The sequence below is a fragment of the Polynucleobacter sp. HIN9 genome, assembly GCF_030297635.1.
Taxonomy (GTDB): Bacteria; Pseudomonadota; Gammaproteobacteria; order Burkholderiales; family Burkholderiaceae; genus Polynucleobacter.
Map to the genome: position 1 here is coordinate 460,272 of NZ_AP028140.1, position 16,308 is coordinate 476,579.

Here is a 16,308-nt window from a genome sequence, read left to right on the forward strand (position 1 = left end):
AACAAGTCCCGGAGGGAATGAATGGACAACATCGAACAACGCGTTAAGAAAATTGTGGCTGAGCAGTTAGGCGTGCCAGAAGCAGACATCAAGAATGAGTCTTCTTTTGTGAACGACCTGGGCGCAGACTCTCTTGACACAGTTGAATTGGTAATGGCCTTAGAAGATGAGTTTGGTATTGAGATACCAGACGAAGAGGCCGAAAAAATTACCACTGTACAGCTTGCGATTGATTTCGCAAAAACGAAAGCTGGACAGGCTTAATTCGTATCTAGGCTAAGCCGTGCCCGCATCAAATCAACCACGTCGCGTGGTGGTCACCGGCTTAGGTCTGATTTCACCAGTTGGCAATTCAGTCGCAACCGCATGGGATAACCTAATTGCGGGCAAGACTGGTATTGCTACAGTCACTAAGTTTGACCACTCAGCACTTAGTGTGCATTTTGCCGGTGAGGTTAAAGATTTCAATGTCGAGGACTACATTTCTGCCAAAGAAGCTCGGCATATGGATACCTTCATTCATTATGGAATCGCAGCCGGAACCCAAGCGATTAAAGATAGTGGTTTAGAGGTCACCGATCAAAATTCCGAGCGAATTGGTGTGTTAGTCGGCTCAGGAATTGGTGGTTTACCAATGATTGAGGATACCAATGCCGAGTTACTGTCTCGTGGCCCGCGCCGTATCTCACCATTTTTTGTGCCAGGCTCGATCATTAATATGATTTCTGGGCATTTGAGTATTCTCTTTAATCTGAAGGGTCCCAATGTTGCGGCGGTGACCGCCTGCACGACCGGTTTGCATAGTATTGGTTTGGCTGCTCGCTTAATTCAGTATGGCGACGCAGATGTCATGATCGCCGGCGGCGCTGAGTCGACCATTTCTGCTCTGGGCATTGGTGGTTTTGCAGCTGCCAGGGCATTGTCGACCCGTAATGATGATCCTGCAACTGCTTCGCGCCCCTGGGATAAAGACCGCGATGGATTTGTTTTGGGTGAGGGTGCTGGTGTAATGGTTCTCGAAGAGTACGAACATGCAAAAGCGCGTGGTGCCAAAATTTATGCGGAGTTATGTGGCTTTGGAATGAGCGGTGATGCGTATCATATGACCGCTCCCAATATGGATGGACCGCGCCGTTGCATGGTCAATGCAATGCGTGATGCGGGTATTACGGTAGATCAGATTCAGTATGTAAATGCACATGGCACATCAACACCCTTGGGCGATAAGAATGAGACAGATGCCATCAAGGCAGCTTTAGGCGATCATGCCAAAAAAGTGGTGGTGAATTCCACGAAATCGATGACGGGCCATTTATTGGGTGGCGCTGGGGGCCTTGAATCGGTCTTTACAGTTCTTGCATTGCACCATCAAAAATCACCACCGACTATCAATATTTTTAATCAAGACCCCGAATGCGACCTTGATTACTGCGCCAATACTGCTAGGGATCTCAAAATTGATTACGCTGTGAAAAACAATTTTGGATTTGGGGGTACCAACGGTACCTTGATATTTGGGAAAAAGCCCTAATATCTGAAGTATTGCAACTAATGGGTTGAGCAAAGCTCAATTTGGTATGAAAAAAATTCTATTGGTCGTTTTCTCAGTATTTAGCTGGGGAATCCTGTCGTTTTCACCGACGGTTTCCTCTCAGACAAACACTCAGCCTCCTCGGGTAGCGATCCCAGATTTCGTGGAATTGGTTGAAAAGGCTAGTCCCGCAGTGGTTAATATCCGTACTACCGAGAGGTTATCCAATCAACAGGCTCAAGGCTCTGTCCCAGGCATACCTGATGAGCAAGCGGAATTCTTTCGTCGCTTTTTTGGGGTACCGCTTCCAGGAGCACCCAATACCCCTCGCGGTCAGGGTAATCGACGTGGCCAACCAGAAGAAATTGAACGCGGTGTTGGTTCGGGATTCATTATTGATTCCAACGGAATTGTGATGACCAATGCACACGTAGTTGAAGGTGCAACAACGATTTATGTCACCCTAACAGATAAGCGTGAGTTCAAGGCAAAACTACTTGGCGCAGATAAGCGTACCGATCTTGCGGTCCTAAAAATTGATGCCACCGGTTTACCAAGGCTGCCTTTAGGTGACTCCTCTAAGGTGAAAGTGGGCGAGTGGGTTGTAGCGATTGGCTCACCCTTTGGTTTGGAGAATACCGTAACTGCTGGAATTGTGTCGGCCAAAAGCCGTGACACAGGAGACTATTTGCCATTCATTCAAACCGATGTCGCAGTCAATCCCGGGAACTCTGGTGGACCATTGCTCAATACTGCTGGCCAAGTGATTGGTATTAATTCTCAAATCTTTAGTCGCTCAGGTGGCTATATGGGAATTTCATTTGCAATTCCAATCGATGAGGCCATTCGGGTCGCAGATCAATTAAGAACTACCGGCCGTTTAGTGCGTGGACGAATTGGCGTGGCGATTGGTGAGATCAATAAAGATGTGGCTGAGAGCCTTGGGCTTGGTAAACCACGCGGCGCTTTTGTCCGCAATGTGGAACCTGGTGCGCCTGCAGCTAAGGGCGGCATTGAGGCCGGTGATGTGATCTTGAGCTTTAACGGGCGTGATATTAATAAGTCCACCGATCTACCTCGTATTGTGGGTGAGACAAAACCCGGTACCTCTGCAACGGTTAAAGTTTGGCGCAAAGGGACAACACGTGACCTAACGGTTGTGGTTGCGGATGCAGAGCCCGATAAAGCGGTTGCACGCAAGTCAGAGACTCCAGCTCCGCAAGCTGGCACGGCAAACAAATCATTGGGTATCAGTGTTGCCGAATTGACTGAGGCCAAAAATAAGGAATTGGGTGGCAAAGGTGGGGTTGAAATTACCAATGTGGGTGATGGTGCCGCTGCTAGAGCAGGTTTACGGGTTGGAGATGTGATTGTCCGAATTGGAGATGCCGATATTACAGGGATCAAGCAATTTGAGTCGGTAACCAAAACCCTCGACCCCAGTAAGGCGGTACCTATTTTTGTGCGTCGCGGTGATGCCACCATCGTGGTACCCATCCGACCCGCTCAGAAGTAAATCCGGATATAGGAGCAAAACCATCAAGGGGTGACCAAAAAGTCACCCCTTTTTCTTGGGTTATTTCTTTTGGGGGTGGAGAAAAGCGCTGATTTTTCTGCTCCCAGTACAATAGGGAAAAGACATCTTATTGCAGCGCATCATTGTGTTGCGTTGCGACAAGGCGTTTTATCAAGACCTCTATCGAACAGCGCCAATGGATCACATCCGTAATTTCTCCATCATTGCCCATATTGACCATGGTAAGTCAACCTTAGCCGATCGTATTATTCAGCTGTGCGGCGGTCTTTCCGACCGTGAAATGGAGGAGCAGGTTCTCGACTCCATGGACATTGAGCGCGAGCGAGGCATTACGATTAAGGCCCAAACCGCTGCCCTAACGTACAAGGCAAAAGATGGGAAAACCTACAACCTTAATTTGATTGATACCCCAGGGCACGTCGATTTCTCTTATGAGGTCAGTCGCTCTCTTTCTGCCTGTGAAGGGGCATTGTTGGTTGTCGATGCCAGCCAAGGAGTTGAAGCGCAAACGGTGGCTAACTGCTACACCGCTACTGAACTGGGTGTAGAGGTCATTCCAATCCTCAATAAGATCGATTTACCATCTGCAGATCCTGAATCAGCTAAGAAAGAGATTGAGGACGTGATCGGTATTGATGCAACCGATGCTATTACCTGTTCTGCCAAAACAGGACTTGGTGTTGCTGATGTTTTAGAAGAAATGATTCGGCGCGTCCCGCCACCAAAGGGTGATGCCACATTACCTCTGCAAGCCTTAATTATTGATTCATGGTTTGATAACTATGTGGGTGTAGTCATGTTGGTCCGAGTGGTGAACGGCACCCTAAAACCAAAAGACAAAATTACCTTGATGGCTACTGGATCCACTCATTTGGTCGAACAGCTTGGTGTTTTTACTCCGAAGTCAGTGACTCGTCCCCAGCTCAGTGCAGGCGAGGTCGGATTCATTATTGCTGGCATTAAAGAGTTAAAGGCTGCCAAGGTGGGTGATACCGTGACCCATGCATCCGGTCAACAGGGTCGTACCCCTGCGCCACAGCCGCTGCCTGGATTTAAAGAGGTTAAGCCACAGGTATTTGCAGGTTTATATCCAGTAGAAGCCAATCAATACGATGCATTGCGTGAGTCTTTGGAAAAGCTCAAATTAAACGATGCATCCTTGCAGTTTGATCCGGAGGTCTCTCAAGCCTTAGGGTTTGGATTTCGGTGCGGTTTCTTAGGTTTATTGCATATGGAAATTGTGCAAGAGCGTTTAGAGCGGCAGTTTGATATGAGTTTGATTACAACCGCGCCAACGGTTGTTTATCAGGTGGAGCAGCGTGATGGCACGAAGGTTGTGGTGGATAACCCTTCCAAAATGCCTGACCCTAGCAAGATCGAGACAATCTTAGAACCGATTGTGACAGTCAATCTGTATATGCCCCAAGAATATGTTGGCTCGGTCATTACCTTATGTACTGGTAAGCGGGGCATTCAAACCAATATGACCTATTTAGGGCGTCAAGTACAGCTCACTTATGAGTTACCAATGGCAGAAATCGTGTTGGATTTCTTTGATCGCCTGAAATCCGTCTCACGGGGTTATGCCTCGATGGATTACGAGTTCAAAGAGTATCGGCCAGCTGATGTAGTAAAGGTCGATATCCTAATTAATGGGGATCGAGTTGATGCCCTATCCATTATTGTGCATCGAAGTAATAGCCAGTCACGCGGTCGCGAGGTGGTTGCTAAGATGCGCGGCATTATTCCTAGACAAATGTTTGATGTCGCAATTCAAGCGGCAATTGGTAGCAATATCATTGCCAGAGAAAACGTCAAGGCTTTACGTAAGAATGTATTGGCGAAGTGCTATGGTGGTGATATTACTCGCAAGCGTAAGTTGCTCGAGAAGCAAAAGGAGGGCAAGAAGCGCATGAAACAAGTGGGTAATGTTGAAATTCCGCAAGAAGCATTTTTGGCCATCCTTCAGGTGGAAGAAAAATGAACTTTGCCCTTATCTTATTCATCTTGGCCATCATCACGGGTATCGCATGGGTTGCCGATAAACTCTACTTTGCCCCACAACGCAAAGCTGTTGGAATTGAGCGGATGCCACTTTGGTTGGAGTATTCGGCAAGTTTTTTCCCGGTTATTTTGGCGGTATTCATTCTGCGCTCATTTTTGATTGAGCCATTTAAGATTCCATCCGGATCGATGATTCCAACCCTGCAGATTGGAGATTTCATTGTCGTCAATAAATACACCTATGGCATTCGGTTGCCAGTAATCAATCAGAAAATTATTGATATCGGTACCCCAAAACGGGGTGATGTGGTTGTCTTTCGTTATCCCAAAGATCAGTCGGTTGATTACATTAAACGCGTGATTGCGATTCCTGGTGATGACATCCTCTACGAGGATAAAAAGGTCACTGTTAACGGGAAGCCACTTCAATACGCCGGTGGAGCTCCTTACCTTGATCCTGAGAGCATGCGGTATGCCAAGCTCTACCAAGAGAGCTTTCCAGCCGATCTTGGTGGCAATGTCCATGAGATTTTGAATGATCCCGATCGCAGCACGATCTACCAAGGCGAGAACTTCCCTGGATCGGAGAACTGCCAATATCAAGGAACTGCACTGCGCTGTAAGGTGCCAGCTGGCCATTATTTTGTGATGGGTGATAACCGCGACAATAGTCTGGATTCGCGGTTCTGGGGATTTGTACCCGATCAAAACTTAGTTGGTCGCGCCTTTTTCATTTGGCTGAACATGGGTTCACTTGGCCGAATTGGAAGCTTTCAGTAATGAATGCCCGGGCAACACTCGATCTTGGCCCACTGCAGGATCGCTTGGCATATCAATTTAAAAAGCCTGATTTATTAACTCAAGCTTTAACCCATCGCAGTCATAGTAAAAAGAATAATGAGCGCCTCGAGTTTCTGGGAGACTCTGTATTGAACTGTGTAGTTGCTGAGATTTTGTATGAGCGTTATGCCGATCTTGATGAGGGCGATCTATCACGGGTACGAGCCAACTTGGTAAAGCAACAAGCGCTGTATGAAATTGCTCAAGCCTTGATGCTATCGGACTATCTCAAGCTTGGAGAAGGGGAGTTAAAAAGCGGTGGATTTCGTAGGCCTTCAATCCTAGCCGATACACTTGAAGCCATTGCGGGGGCAATTTTTATTGATGGAGGATTCGAGGCGGCAAAGGCAAGTCTACGTAAACTTTACTCCACCATCTTGCAAAACGTGGATCCCAAAACCTTAGGTAAGGACGATAAAACCTTGTTACAAGAGTATCTACAGGGCTTTCAGCTACCTCTACCTACATATAACGTGGTGGCTACGACTGGCGCCGCTCACAATCAGCAGTTTGAGGTCGAGTGCATTGTTCCAAATCTTAAAGTGAGCGTAAAAGGGGAAGGGGCATCGCGGCGTGCTGCAGAACAGGGCGCTGCAAAAATTGCTTTGGTTGCTGTACAAAAAGCCTTGCCACAAGAGTCGCGTAAGCCCAAGAAGACTCGTGCTGCAAAAAAGAAAGCTGCCAAAGCCGATCCGGTTAAAGGGCAGTTACCTCTTAAGTTAAAGGATTGAAGTGTTTAGGTGCGGTACGATCGCATTAGTGGGCAGGCCCAATATGGGCAAATCCACCTTATTAAATGCACTTGTAGGTCAAAAAATTAGCATCACATCGCGCAAAGCGCAAACTACCCGTTACCGAATTGCGGGGGTGCAAACGCGTGAGCACGCGCAGTTTATCTTTATCGATACTCCGGGCTTTCAGACGCGCGTCATGAATACCCTTAATCAAACCCTCAATCGAACCGTGACCAGCACTTTGCACGACGTTGATGTTATCTTTTTCATTGTGGAGGCGGGTTGCTGGGGTGCCGATGATGTTAACGTTTTGCGTTTATTACCAAATGACAAGCCGGTACTATTAGTTGCAAATAAGCTGGATTTATTTGCGTCGCGTTTTGATAATTCCGACGCTCGTGATCTGGAACTTTTTGAGTTCATGAAAAAAATGGCACAGCCATGGGGGGCAATTGCCGAGCAAACCAAGGGTTGTGAAGCGCAAACAATTGCAAGTCCTGAGCAAACTTTTGCTGAAGTGATTCCAATGAGTGGTAAGAACAAGGATGATATTGAACGCTTATTGGATTTAATTGCAGAGTATTTGCCGGAGGGCGAGGCGCGATACGAACCGGACACTCTGACGGATCGTAGCGAACGCTTTATGGCTGCTGAGATCTTGCGCGAGAAGGTGTTTCGTTATACCGGTGATGAGTTGCCGTACTCAAGCTCTGTGGTGATAGACCAGTTCAAGCTAGATGGCAAAATGCGACGTATTGCTGCAACCATTCTGGTAGATCGTGACAGTCATAAGGCAATGATCATTGGCCAGAAAGGTGAGCGGCTAAAAAAGATCTCGACCGAAGCTCGTTTAGACATGGAAGCATTGTTTGATAGCAAAGTTTTCTTGGAGACTTGGGTGAAGGTGAAGCGGGGTTGGGCGGATGACCTTGCTGAACTACGTGCTCAGGGTTTAGAATAAATGGCAGGAACTCGTGTTCTGGATGAGCCGGGATTTGTACTGCACAGTATTCCCTATAAAGAGACAAGCTTAATTCTGGATGTATTTACCCGTTCGCACGGACGACTGGCATTAATCGCTAAAGGTGCGAAGCGCCCTCATTCGAGCTTACGACCAGTTCTGCAGCGCTTTCAGCCACTTCTTATCTCGTGGAGTGGTAAATCAGAACTGAGAACTCTCACTAAATCAGAATGGGTCGGAGGTTCTCCGGCTTTGGTTGGAGATGCACTTTTGTGTGGTTTCTATCTCAATGAGTTGCTGGTGAAGTTTTTGGCTAGAGAAGATGCCTACGAGTCGCTCTACGATCATTATGCCGAGACAGTTTATGCGCTCTCACAAATCGAGTCCGCCGGACCATCGATCGAGCAAACCTTAAGACCATTTGAGCTGGCCCTTTTGCGAGAGACTGGATATGCTGCAGCTCTTGATCATTGTGTGGAGACCCGCTCGCAACCAATTGATGGCGAGCGATATGTCTATCAGCCCGAGAAGGGGATCCGTCCATGGCAACCCGATGACCCCAGTCATTGGCCGGTACTTGAGGGGTCGGCACTGCGAGCCATGGCGCAGGGAGACTTTTCGGGATCAGAGACCCTAAGCCAGAGCAAACAATTAATGCGTTTCCTCTTGGGAATTCACTTGCAAGATCAGGCTTTGACCACTCGTCAAATCTTGATTGATCTAAAAAAGATCTAAGTGGGACTATGGCTTTAATATTCGGTATGGCCCCACTAGAGCTCGGAATCAATATCGATCACGTTGCAACCCTGCGTAATGCTCGCGGGACATCCTATCCCGATCCACTCATGGCGGCACAAATTGCCGAAGCAGCAGGCGCTGATTTGATCACCTTGCATTTACGTGAGGATCGGCGTCATATCAAAGATGCCGATTTATTTGCGCTTCGACCCTTGATCCGAACCCGTATGAACTTGGAATGTGCAATTACAACGGAGATGCTGGGCATTGCGATTCAGGTTAAGCCGCAGGATGTGTGCTTGGTCCCTGAGAAGCGGACCGAAATTACTACCGAAGGCGGGCTCGATGTGATCACTCATCAGGATCAAGTCCATTCTGCTACCAAACAACTACAGGCTGCTGGTATTCGGGTATCACTCTTTATTGATCCAGACCCTCGCCAAATTGATGTCGCTAAGGAGCTTGGAGCACATGTAATTGAGTTACACACTGGAGCCTATGCAGATGCTCAAATAGAGCATCAATCATTTGAGCTGCAGCGAATTACAGAGGCTGCACGCTATGCAAAGAGTTTAGGTTTTCGAGTCAATGCCGGGCACGGTTTGAATGAGCAAAATGTTCAGCCCATCGCCAAAATCCCTGAAATTAGCGAGCTGAATATTGGGCATGCGATCATTGCAGAGGCTATTTTTAAGGGTCTTCCCAATGCGATTCGGGATATGCGCAGGCTCATGAATGAGGCGCGTTCGTAATGATTGTCGGGATTGGCACTGATCTCTTACAGATGGGTCGACTGCAGTCGGCTTATGAGCGCACCCAAGGTCGCTTAGCCAAGCGGGTTTTGGGGGATGAGGAGTATCAGGTGTTTCAACAGCGACTTAGCCGTAATCACAAGCGGGGAATGGCCTACTTGGCTACCCGTTTTGCAGCTAAGGAGGCATTTTCAAAAGCAATTGGCTTGGGTATGCACATGCCAATGAGTTGGCGATCTTTGCAAACACTCAATGAGCCCAGTGGTAAGCCTTATACAAAATATTCTGGGGCTCTGTTGCAGTTTATGGAAGATAAACAATGGCATGCGCATGTGACAGTGACTGACGAGCAAGAAATGGTGATGGCATTTGTGGTTGTCAGTTACGGCACACCCATTGTTACCAGCTTTGATCCACAAAACTATCTTGGATGAGACCGTGGCAACCCAAAAAAAATCGACTTATAACCCAGGCCCCATTATTTTGGATGTTGAGGGGCTTACCTTAAACCAACACGATATCCGACGCATAAAAAATCCCTTGACGGGAGGCGTAATTTTATTCGGGCGGAACTTCCAATCTCGTAAACAATTAACTGCACTCACTAAATCAATCAAGCAAGTCCGCTCTGACATTCTGATATGCATTGATCATGAGGGAGGTCGAGTACAACGTTGTAAAACGGATGGGTTTACGCATCTTCCTGCTATGCGCCGCCTGGGTGATCTATGGATGCGCAATGGAGTTGGGGCAAGCTCTGCAATTTCCGCGATGAAGGCAGCAACCGCATGCGGCTACGTGCTTGCAACCGAGCTAAGAGCGTGTGGAGTTGACTTTAGTTTCACGCCCGTTTTGGACTTGGATTATGCCCGCAGTGGTGTGATTGGCGATCGCTCATTTCATCGCAACCCAGAAATTGTGTATGTTCTAGCAAAAAGCTTGAATGAGGGACTCCGCTTAGGTGATATGGCTAATTGCGGTAAGCACTTCCCGGGACATGGATGGGCTGAGGCAGACTCTCATATTGCTATTCCCCAAGACGAACGCTCACTAAAATTAATTGAGAGTGATGATATGAAGCCGTATGAGTGGCTTGATATCAGTCTTGCCTCGGTGATGCCCGCTCATGTGATTTATCCAAAGGTTGATGCATTACCCGCTGGCTTTTCTAGTATTTGGTTGCAAACCATCTTACGTAAAAAGCTAAAGTTTGGTGGAGTGATTTTTAGTGACGACCTCTCCATGGAGGGGGCCAGTGTTGCTGGTGATGTGGTGCAGGGTGCTCAATTAGCACTCAAGGCAGGATGTGACGCGGTACTGATTTGTAATCGCCCCGATCTTGCTGATCGCTTACTCAATGAACTAAGCGTTTCTCCAAAGAAATTCACAGAGTCTGCAACGCAACTCAAGAAATTATTTCCGAAGGGTGAATCTCAGTCCTGGGATGAGTTGCATAAAAACGATGAGTATCTGCATGCCAAGGATTTATTAAAAACCCTTGGCCTTACTCATTAGTTAGCGCGACTACGATATTCGCCGGTACGGGTATCGATTTCAATCTTGTCCCCAGTATTGCAGAACAAGGGAACTTGAATCTCAAAGCCGGTTGCAATTTTGGCGCTTTTGAGAACCTTACCGGAGCTGGTATCCCCTTTAACAGCGGGTTCGGTATAGGTAATTTCGCGAACTACTGTGGTGGGTAATTCCACTGAGATGGCTCGGCCGTCATAAAAAACAACCTCAACCGCCATCCCTTCTTCGAGGTAATTGAGTGAATCACCCATATTGTCTTTCTCGACCTCATATTGGTTGTAGTCGCCGTCCATAAAAGTGTACATTGGGTCTGCAAAATAGGAGTAGGTGCAATCCTTCTTCTCAAGAATCACAACATCGAATTTATCGTCCGCTTTGTAAACACCCTCATTTGGCGCCGCTGTTAATAGGTTCTTGTACTTCATTTTGACTACAGCCGAGTTGCGGCCAGAGCGGCTGTATTCGTGTTTCTGGACCACCATGGGGTCACCATTAATCATGACAACATTACCCACGCGGAGTTCTTGAGCGATTTTCATAATATTTCCTGATATTTACGGATATTGGCTCCTATTGGGGCCAACTGATTCAAACCTAGTATTTTAACTGGTTAATGATTTAACTGACAAACCGAACTAATCTGCCCGCTAAGCCGCCATCGGATTGGCGATCAATTATGGCTCTTTGCCAGTGTTTGGCATGCTCTAACCACATCGGTAGTTGGTCCCACCAGTTTTGAGCCCCCCGCCAATTCATTGCATCTGTAATGAGGTTTTGCAGTCGTGGATCGACACCCTCAAGGTAGAGATCTAAAAAAGCGTTGAGCTTGGTGTGATGCGCGCCGTCGTCTTGAGGATAGATATTCCAAATAAAGGGCTTGCCTGCTAACTGCGCCCGAATAAAGGAATCTTCCCCGCGCACAATGTTGAAATCACAGTGTGCCAAGAGCCAGTCATAATCATCTTGTGGAATAAACGGCATCGAGATCAGATTTAAATTTGGCCAATGGTGTTGTTGTAGATTGAGCAGTTGCGCATTACCAAATGCTAAAAAAATATCAAAGGGCTCTCTCAGTTGATTAAGGTTTACGAGCCATTCTTTAATTGGCGCCCCGGGATACGAAAAAATACTCAGTTTTTTTGAATCGGCCCGAGACTGTTGCCAGATTGTCTTTAGGCTCTTGGGGCAATCCTCTTGATCATTTTTTGGAAGGGGATCAAGCAATAGGCCTCCAGTATTGGCTTGAAATCCTGGAAAGAAGAAATACTTTTGTAAGCCATGCGTATTAGGGGATGGTTTGCCATGAAAGTCCGCAACCCATGGCTCTGCACTTAAGTACTCGAGATGAATCAGAATCGGCTTTTGGGGGGCGACCAAAATGCTATTGAGATAGCGGGTGGGTAGCTCACATGAAAACGCTTGGATTACAACATCGGGAAGCTCTGGCGGATGCCGGGCATTTTGATAACTGGTTTCCCAGGGAAGAACCTCAATACCCTTAAGATGGGATTGTTCCATCATGATGAGTTGTAGGGTATGCAAATCATCGCAAAATAGGCGTATATTTTGATCGTATTGAGTTGCCAGTGATCGTGCTAGACGCCAGCAAATACCCGCATCGCCATAGTTATCGATAATTTGGCAGAAAATATCCCAACGCATGACTAATTTACTTCCTGAATCCTTACGAATTGATTTAAAGGGACTTCCTGGGCTACCAGGCGTCTATCGTTTTTTTGATGAGTCAGGCCATATCTTATATGTTGGCAAAGCCAAGGATCTCAAACGGCGGGTCTCGAGTTATTTTCAAAAGAATAACCACTCCCCTCGAATTGAGCGAATGGTCAAGCGCATTATCCGTTTCGAAATCACGATTACTCGCACCGAAACGGAGGCCTTGATTCTTGAAAATAATCTGATTAAAGAATACAGCCCACCGTTCAATATTCTTTTTAGAGATGACAAATCCTATCCTTACCTGATGCTCACAGGGCATGATTACCCTCGTTTAGCCTCCTATCGCGGCAAGATTGATCGACGCAATCGTTACTTTGGCCCCTTCCCGAACTCTTGGGCAGTTCGTAATAGTGTGCAAATTTTGCAAAAAGTATTTCGTTTGCGAACCTGTGAGGATACGATTTTTCGTAATCGAAGTCGCCCCTGTCTCTTGCATCAAATTCATCGCTGTAGTGCACCATGCGTGGGTAAGTTGACCAAGGAGCAATATTCTCAAGATGTTGGTCAAGCCCTGCGATTCTTGGAAGGTAACCACCAAGTTGTTTTGGCTGAACTAGAGCGTGAGATGGAAAACTATAGTGCTGCTATGGAGTTTGAGATGGCTGCTGTAATTCGTGATCGTATTGCTGACTTATCCAATGTTCTTCAGCAGCAGTCTATGGATGTGGCGGCCGAAGGGGAGGGCGATGTTGATATTTTGGCGGCTGCCGAAATCGATGGCCAAATTTGTGTCAATTTAGCGATGGTTCGTGGCGGCCGTCATTTGGGGGATCGTGCCTATTTTTCCAAGGGTCTAAAGTCATCCGAAGATGAGCCGATTGATCTCCAGATCATTCTTGAAACATTTATTCAGCAACACTATTTATCGACCGATTCATCTTCTGACCTAGCCGTGATCACACCCCCTGTCATGATTACGAACGTACCATTCAAGGGCGAACGTGCGCAAGCGATCTGTCAAGCACTGACGGAGCGCTCGGCACGACCCATTTCGTTTTTGTTCCAGCCACAGGGTCAGCGCAAGCATTGGTTAGCGATGGCCGAGGGGAATGCCAAGATTGCCTTGCTGCGGCGCATTGCAGAAGCGGGCGGACAACTGGCTCGGGTTCGAGCACTTACAGATGCACTTGGTATCGATTTGGAGCAGCTTGATCAATTACGCATTGAGTGCTTTGATATTAGTCACACATCTGGTGAAGCTACTCAAGCATCTTGCGTAGTCTTTGCCAAAAATGAACTCCAACCCAGTGAGTATCGACGCTTTAACATTACTGGCATTACAGCCGGAGATGATTACGCAGCGATGCAGCAAGTATTACAACGCCGCTATGCAAATTTTCAGGAAATCCCAGCCGACAAAGCGCCACAACTCGTTCTCATTGATGGCGGTAAGGGTCAGGTAGAAGTAGCCAGGAAGGTCTTTAGTGAGCTCGGTATTGATATTGGGCTAATTGTTGGTGTTGCCAAAGGAGAGGACCGTAAGGTTGGTCTAGAAACGCTGATCTTTGCTGATGAGCGGGAGCCCATCCGATTGGGTTCGGATAGCCAGGCGCTCATGTTGATTGCACAGATTCGGGATGAAGCGCATCGTTTTGCAATTACCGGGATGCGTGCCAAGCGTGCTAAGTCAAGGACTGTTTCTAGGCTTGAAGAGATGGAGGGCATTGGGGCCAAGCGTCGACAAAAACTATTAGCGCGCTTTGGTGGGTTGCGGGGGGTTGCAAATGCAACCGTTGAAGAGTTAGCGAGCGTGGAGGGAATTTCTCAAACTCTCGCTGAGCAGATATACCGCCAGCTTCATTAATCGATCAATTAAATCGTTTATTCTCCAAAAATGCCATTTAATTTACCCATCGCCTTGACCTGGCTGCGTGTAGCAGCCATTCCATTATTGGTGGGGATTTTCTATTTACCCAATGATTGGTTGTCACTGCCCGAAAAAAATATCGTTTCAACAGGCCTTTTTGTATTTGCCGCCATTACGGATTGGTTAGATGGATTCTTAGCAAGACGGATGAACCAAGAGTCGGCCTTTGGTCAGTTTTTAGATCCTGTAGCAGATAAATTAATTGTGGCTGCTGCTTTGCTGGTATTGCTCAATTTAGATCGGGTGCAGGCCTGGGTCGCATTAGTCATTATTGGCCGTGAGATCACAATTTCTGCTCTGCGTGAGTGGATGGCGCAAGTTGGTGCGTCACGCAGCGTTGCCGTCCATATGGTCGGTAAATTAAAAACGACTGCCCAATTAATTGCCATTCCCTTCTTGCTCTTTAATGGGCAAATTTTGGGTATCCATAGCTCTCTTTTGGGGACTTGGCTGATTTGGATTGCAGCTTTTCTCACGCTTTGGTCCATGTTTTACTATCTACAAAAGGCTTTACCGCAATTAACCAATAAGCCGTAAAACTAGGAAATTTTGCTAATTAGGACCCCATCCCTGAATCTTTGCTAAACTGTCGATCCTGTAATGCGGGAATAGCTCAGTTGGTAGAGCGCAACCTTGCCAAGGTTGAGGTCGCGAGTTCGAGCCTCGTTTCCCGCTCCATTCATTGATGGGAAGCCCCAAAAGCTTCCCATTTTGTTTGAGTTGTTGTTTGGTGGATTCCAAACCAATTAGGGCGCGTTGGCCGAGTGGTTAGGCAGGAGCCTGCAAAGCTTCGTACGGGGGTTCGATTCCCTCACGCGCCTCCACCCATAATCATTGACGAATTAACCCTCTGCCCTAAAATAGAGACTGTTGGTACTTTTATCCATTAGCCTTGGAACAAAACCATGAATCGATTGATCTCCAAAACTCACTTTGTTACTCTTGCCGCTGCTGCGCTGTTGGGGGCCTGTGCCACTGGTGATAGCCCTACTGGAACTCAGGAAGAAATCAATCAAATCCAGGCGCAGTTGCTTGGCGACATGCCTTTGCCAACTGGGGCCAAAATTATTGGGTCTGATTCATTAATTATTGGTCGTGGTGATGGCTGGGTAGGCCGCGTTAATATCAGCGCATTACAAGGTGCAACCGATGTGTACGCTTTTTTTCAGTCCGAATATCCCAAAGCGGGGTGGACCACGGTTACCGCCACGAAATCAAAAACCAGTTTCTTGGTCTTTACCAAAGGCGAACGCACTTGCACGGTTGAAATTAATGAGGGATCTCTAACAGGCCCTAAATCCATCATCACCATCACCTCTTCGCCTAAAAATGCGAATGTGATTGCGCCGACCCGTAAGCCTTAAAGTCCGTTTGCTCGGATTAGCCCAACCGCTTGCCCCTCAAGGGCAAAGTTGGAATCTGCGCGAACGATGATGTTCTCAAAATCTGGATTTTCAGCTTGGAGCTCGAGGTATGAACCAGCAGCCCCTTTCTTTTGCAAAAAGCGCTTTACAGTGACCTCATCATCGATGCGAGCAACCACGATGTCGCCATTACGCGCTTCAGTGGTCTTTTTAACGGCTAAATAGTCACCATCGAGAATGCCTGCATCCCGCATACTCATCCCCTTGACGCGTAGCAGGTAGTCTGCGCCTTTACTAAACAAGCTAGGGTCAACTGGAATATGTTTCTCAATATGTTCAATCGCAGTAATGGGTGAGCCTGCGGCAACCCTACCAATTAAGGGAAGGGTCAGTTGTTGCAAACTGCCCGATGGCAAATTCAATTGACGAAAATTTTGCCCTTGTAAAAGAGTCTGCGTATTGGTAACTCGAATGCCCCTCGACGTTCCAGGACTTAATTCGATATAGCCCTTTTTGGCTAGAGCACGTAAATGCTCCTCGGCAGCATTGGCAGATGCAAAACCAAGTCGATTTGCTATTTCAGCGCGGGTGGGAGGAAGACCACTTTCCTCAATGGCCAAGGTAATGAGCCCCAAAATCTCTTCCTGCCGAGCAGTCAGTTTTGGTAAAGATGAGCTGTCAATTACTGTATTTATGTTCATACTGGGATT

General features: G+C 47.3%; 17 protein-coding genes and 2 tRNA genes. 16 read left to right on the forward strand and 3 right to left on the reverse strand.

The window, feature by feature from the left end; genetic code table 11:
- The first annotated feature begins 21 nt into the window (after window positions 1–21).
- From acpP to nagZ, 11 genes are all read left to right on the forward strand, one after another.
- A complete protein-coding gene (acpP, locus tag QUE62_RS02405; RefSeq protein WP_108508000.1) occupies window positions 22–264 on the forward strand; it encodes an acyl carrier protein in 243 nt (80 codons plus the stop codon).
- Window positions 265–283: 19 nt separating this feature from the next.
- Window positions 284–1,531, forward strand: coding sequence for a beta-ketoacyl-ACP synthase II (fabF, locus tag QUE62_RS02410; protein ID WP_286225788.1), 1,248 nt, complete (start codon window positions 284–286; stop codon window positions 1,529–1,531).
- Between the two features lie 46 nt (window positions 1,532–1,577).
- Window positions 1,578–3,047 (forward strand): DegQ family serine endoprotease, encoded by a 1,470-nt coding sequence (locus tag QUE62_RS02415; protein WP_286224242.1) that lies wholly within the window; start codon window positions 1,578–1,580, stop codon window positions 3,045–3,047.
- Between the two features lie 196 nt (window positions 3,048–3,243).
- On the forward strand, window positions 3,244–5,052 hold the full coding sequence (gene lepA / locus QUE62_RS02420; protein ID WP_286224711.1) for a translation elongation factor 4: 1,809 nt from the start codon (window positions 3,244–3,246) through the stop codon (window positions 5,050–5,052).
- Entirely contained in the window at window positions 5,049–5,852 is an 804-nt protein-coding gene (gene lepB / locus QUE62_RS02425; protein WP_286262067.1) for a signal peptidase I, read from the forward strand. The genes lepA and lepB overlap by 4 nt, the downstream gene beginning before the upstream one ends.
- Entirely contained in the window at window positions 5,852–6,643 is a 792-nt protein-coding gene (gene rnc, locus QUE62_RS02430; RefSeq protein ID WP_286225791.1) for a ribonuclease III, read from the forward strand. Before lepB ends, rnc begins: the two co-directional genes overlap by 1 nt.
- A gap of 43 nt (window positions 6,644–6,686) precedes the next feature.
- A complete protein-coding gene (era, locus tag QUE62_RS02435; protein WP_458574829.1) occupies window positions 6,687–7,607 on the forward strand; it encodes a GTPase Era in 921 nt (306 codons plus the stop codon).
- Window positions 7,608–8,342, forward strand: coding sequence for a DNA repair protein RecO (gene recO, locus QUE62_RS02440; RefSeq protein ID WP_286262070.1), 735 nt, complete (start codon window positions 7,608–7,610; stop codon window positions 8,340–8,342).
- 8 nt (window positions 8,343–8,350) lie between these two features.
- Entirely contained in the window at window positions 8,351–9,097 is a 747-nt protein-coding gene (gene pdxJ / locus QUE62_RS02445; RefSeq protein ID WP_286262072.1) for a pyridoxine 5'-phosphate synthase, read from the forward strand.
- On the forward strand, window positions 9,097–9,531 hold the full coding sequence (gene acpS, locus QUE62_RS02450; RefSeq protein ID WP_108508008.1) for a holo-ACP synthase: 435 nt from the start codon (window positions 9,097–9,099) through the stop codon (window positions 9,529–9,531). The genes pdxJ and acpS overlap by 1 nt, the downstream gene beginning before the upstream one ends.
- 4 nt (window positions 9,532–9,535) lie before the next feature.
- Complete coding sequence (nagZ, locus tag QUE62_RS02455) at window positions 9,536–10,612, forward strand: beta-N-acetylhexosaminidase (RefSeq protein ID WP_286262074.1); 1,077 nt, start codon at window positions 9,536–9,538, stop codon at window positions 10,610–10,612.
- On the opposite strand, the gene efp is transcribed toward nagZ, so the two are convergent.
- Entirely contained in the window at window positions 10,609–11,169 is a 561-nt protein-coding gene (gene efp / locus QUE62_RS02460; protein WP_286224250.1) for an elongation factor P, read from the reverse strand. The two genes, nagZ and efp, sit on opposite strands and share 4 nt — an antisense overlap.
- Before the next feature lie 79 nt (window positions 11,170–11,248).
- The gene (earP, locus tag QUE62_RS02465) at window positions 11,249–12,292 is read right to left on the reverse strand and encodes an elongation factor P maturation arginine rhamnosyltransferase EarP (RefSeq protein WP_286262075.1); all 1,044 of its coding nucleotides are present in this window, start codon (window positions 12,290–12,292) and stop codon (window positions 11,249–11,251) included.
- Between earP and uvrC the strand changes: the two genes are divergently transcribed.
- From uvrC to QUE62_RS02490, 5 genes are all read left to right on the forward strand, one after another.
- Window positions 12,291–14,171 carry an excinuclease ABC subunit UvrC gene (gene uvrC, locus QUE62_RS02470; RefSeq protein ID WP_286262078.1) on the forward strand — a complete coding sequence of 627 codons (1,881 nt, stop codon included), beginning with the start codon at window positions 12,291–12,293 and terminating at the stop codon, window positions 14,169–14,171. The genes earP and uvrC overlap by 2 nt on opposite strands.
- 30 nt (window positions 14,172–14,201) lie before the next feature.
- Window positions 14,202–14,771 (forward strand): CDP-diacylglycerol--glycerol-3-phosphate 3-phosphatidyltransferase, encoded by a 570-nt coding sequence (gene pgsA, locus QUE62_RS02475; RefSeq protein ID WP_286224253.1) that lies wholly within the window; start codon window positions 14,202–14,204, stop codon window positions 14,769–14,771.
- Window positions 14,772–14,836: 65 nt separating this feature from the next.
- A tRNA-Gly gene (locus QUE62_RS02480) sits at window positions 14,837–14,912 on the forward strand.
- A gap of 72 nt (window positions 14,913–14,984) precedes the next feature.
- A tRNA-Cys gene (locus QUE62_RS02485) sits at window positions 14,985–15,058 on the forward strand.
- A gap of 81 nt (window positions 15,059–15,139) precedes the next feature.
- Window positions 15,140–15,598: a hypothetical protein gene (locus tag QUE62_RS02490; RefSeq protein WP_286224254.1), complete on the forward strand. Its 459-nt coding sequence runs from the start codon at window positions 15,140–15,142 to the stop codon at window positions 15,596–15,598.
- Here the strand turns inward: QUE62_RS02490 and lexA are convergent.
- The gene (gene lexA / locus QUE62_RS02495) at window positions 15,595–16,299 is read right to left on the reverse strand and encodes a transcriptional repressor LexA (RefSeq protein WP_286262080.1); all 705 of its coding nucleotides are present in this window, start codon (window positions 16,297–16,299) and stop codon (window positions 15,595–15,597) included. The genes QUE62_RS02490 and lexA overlap by 4 nt on opposite strands.
- Between the last annotated feature and the right edge of the window lie 9 nt (window positions 16,300–16,308).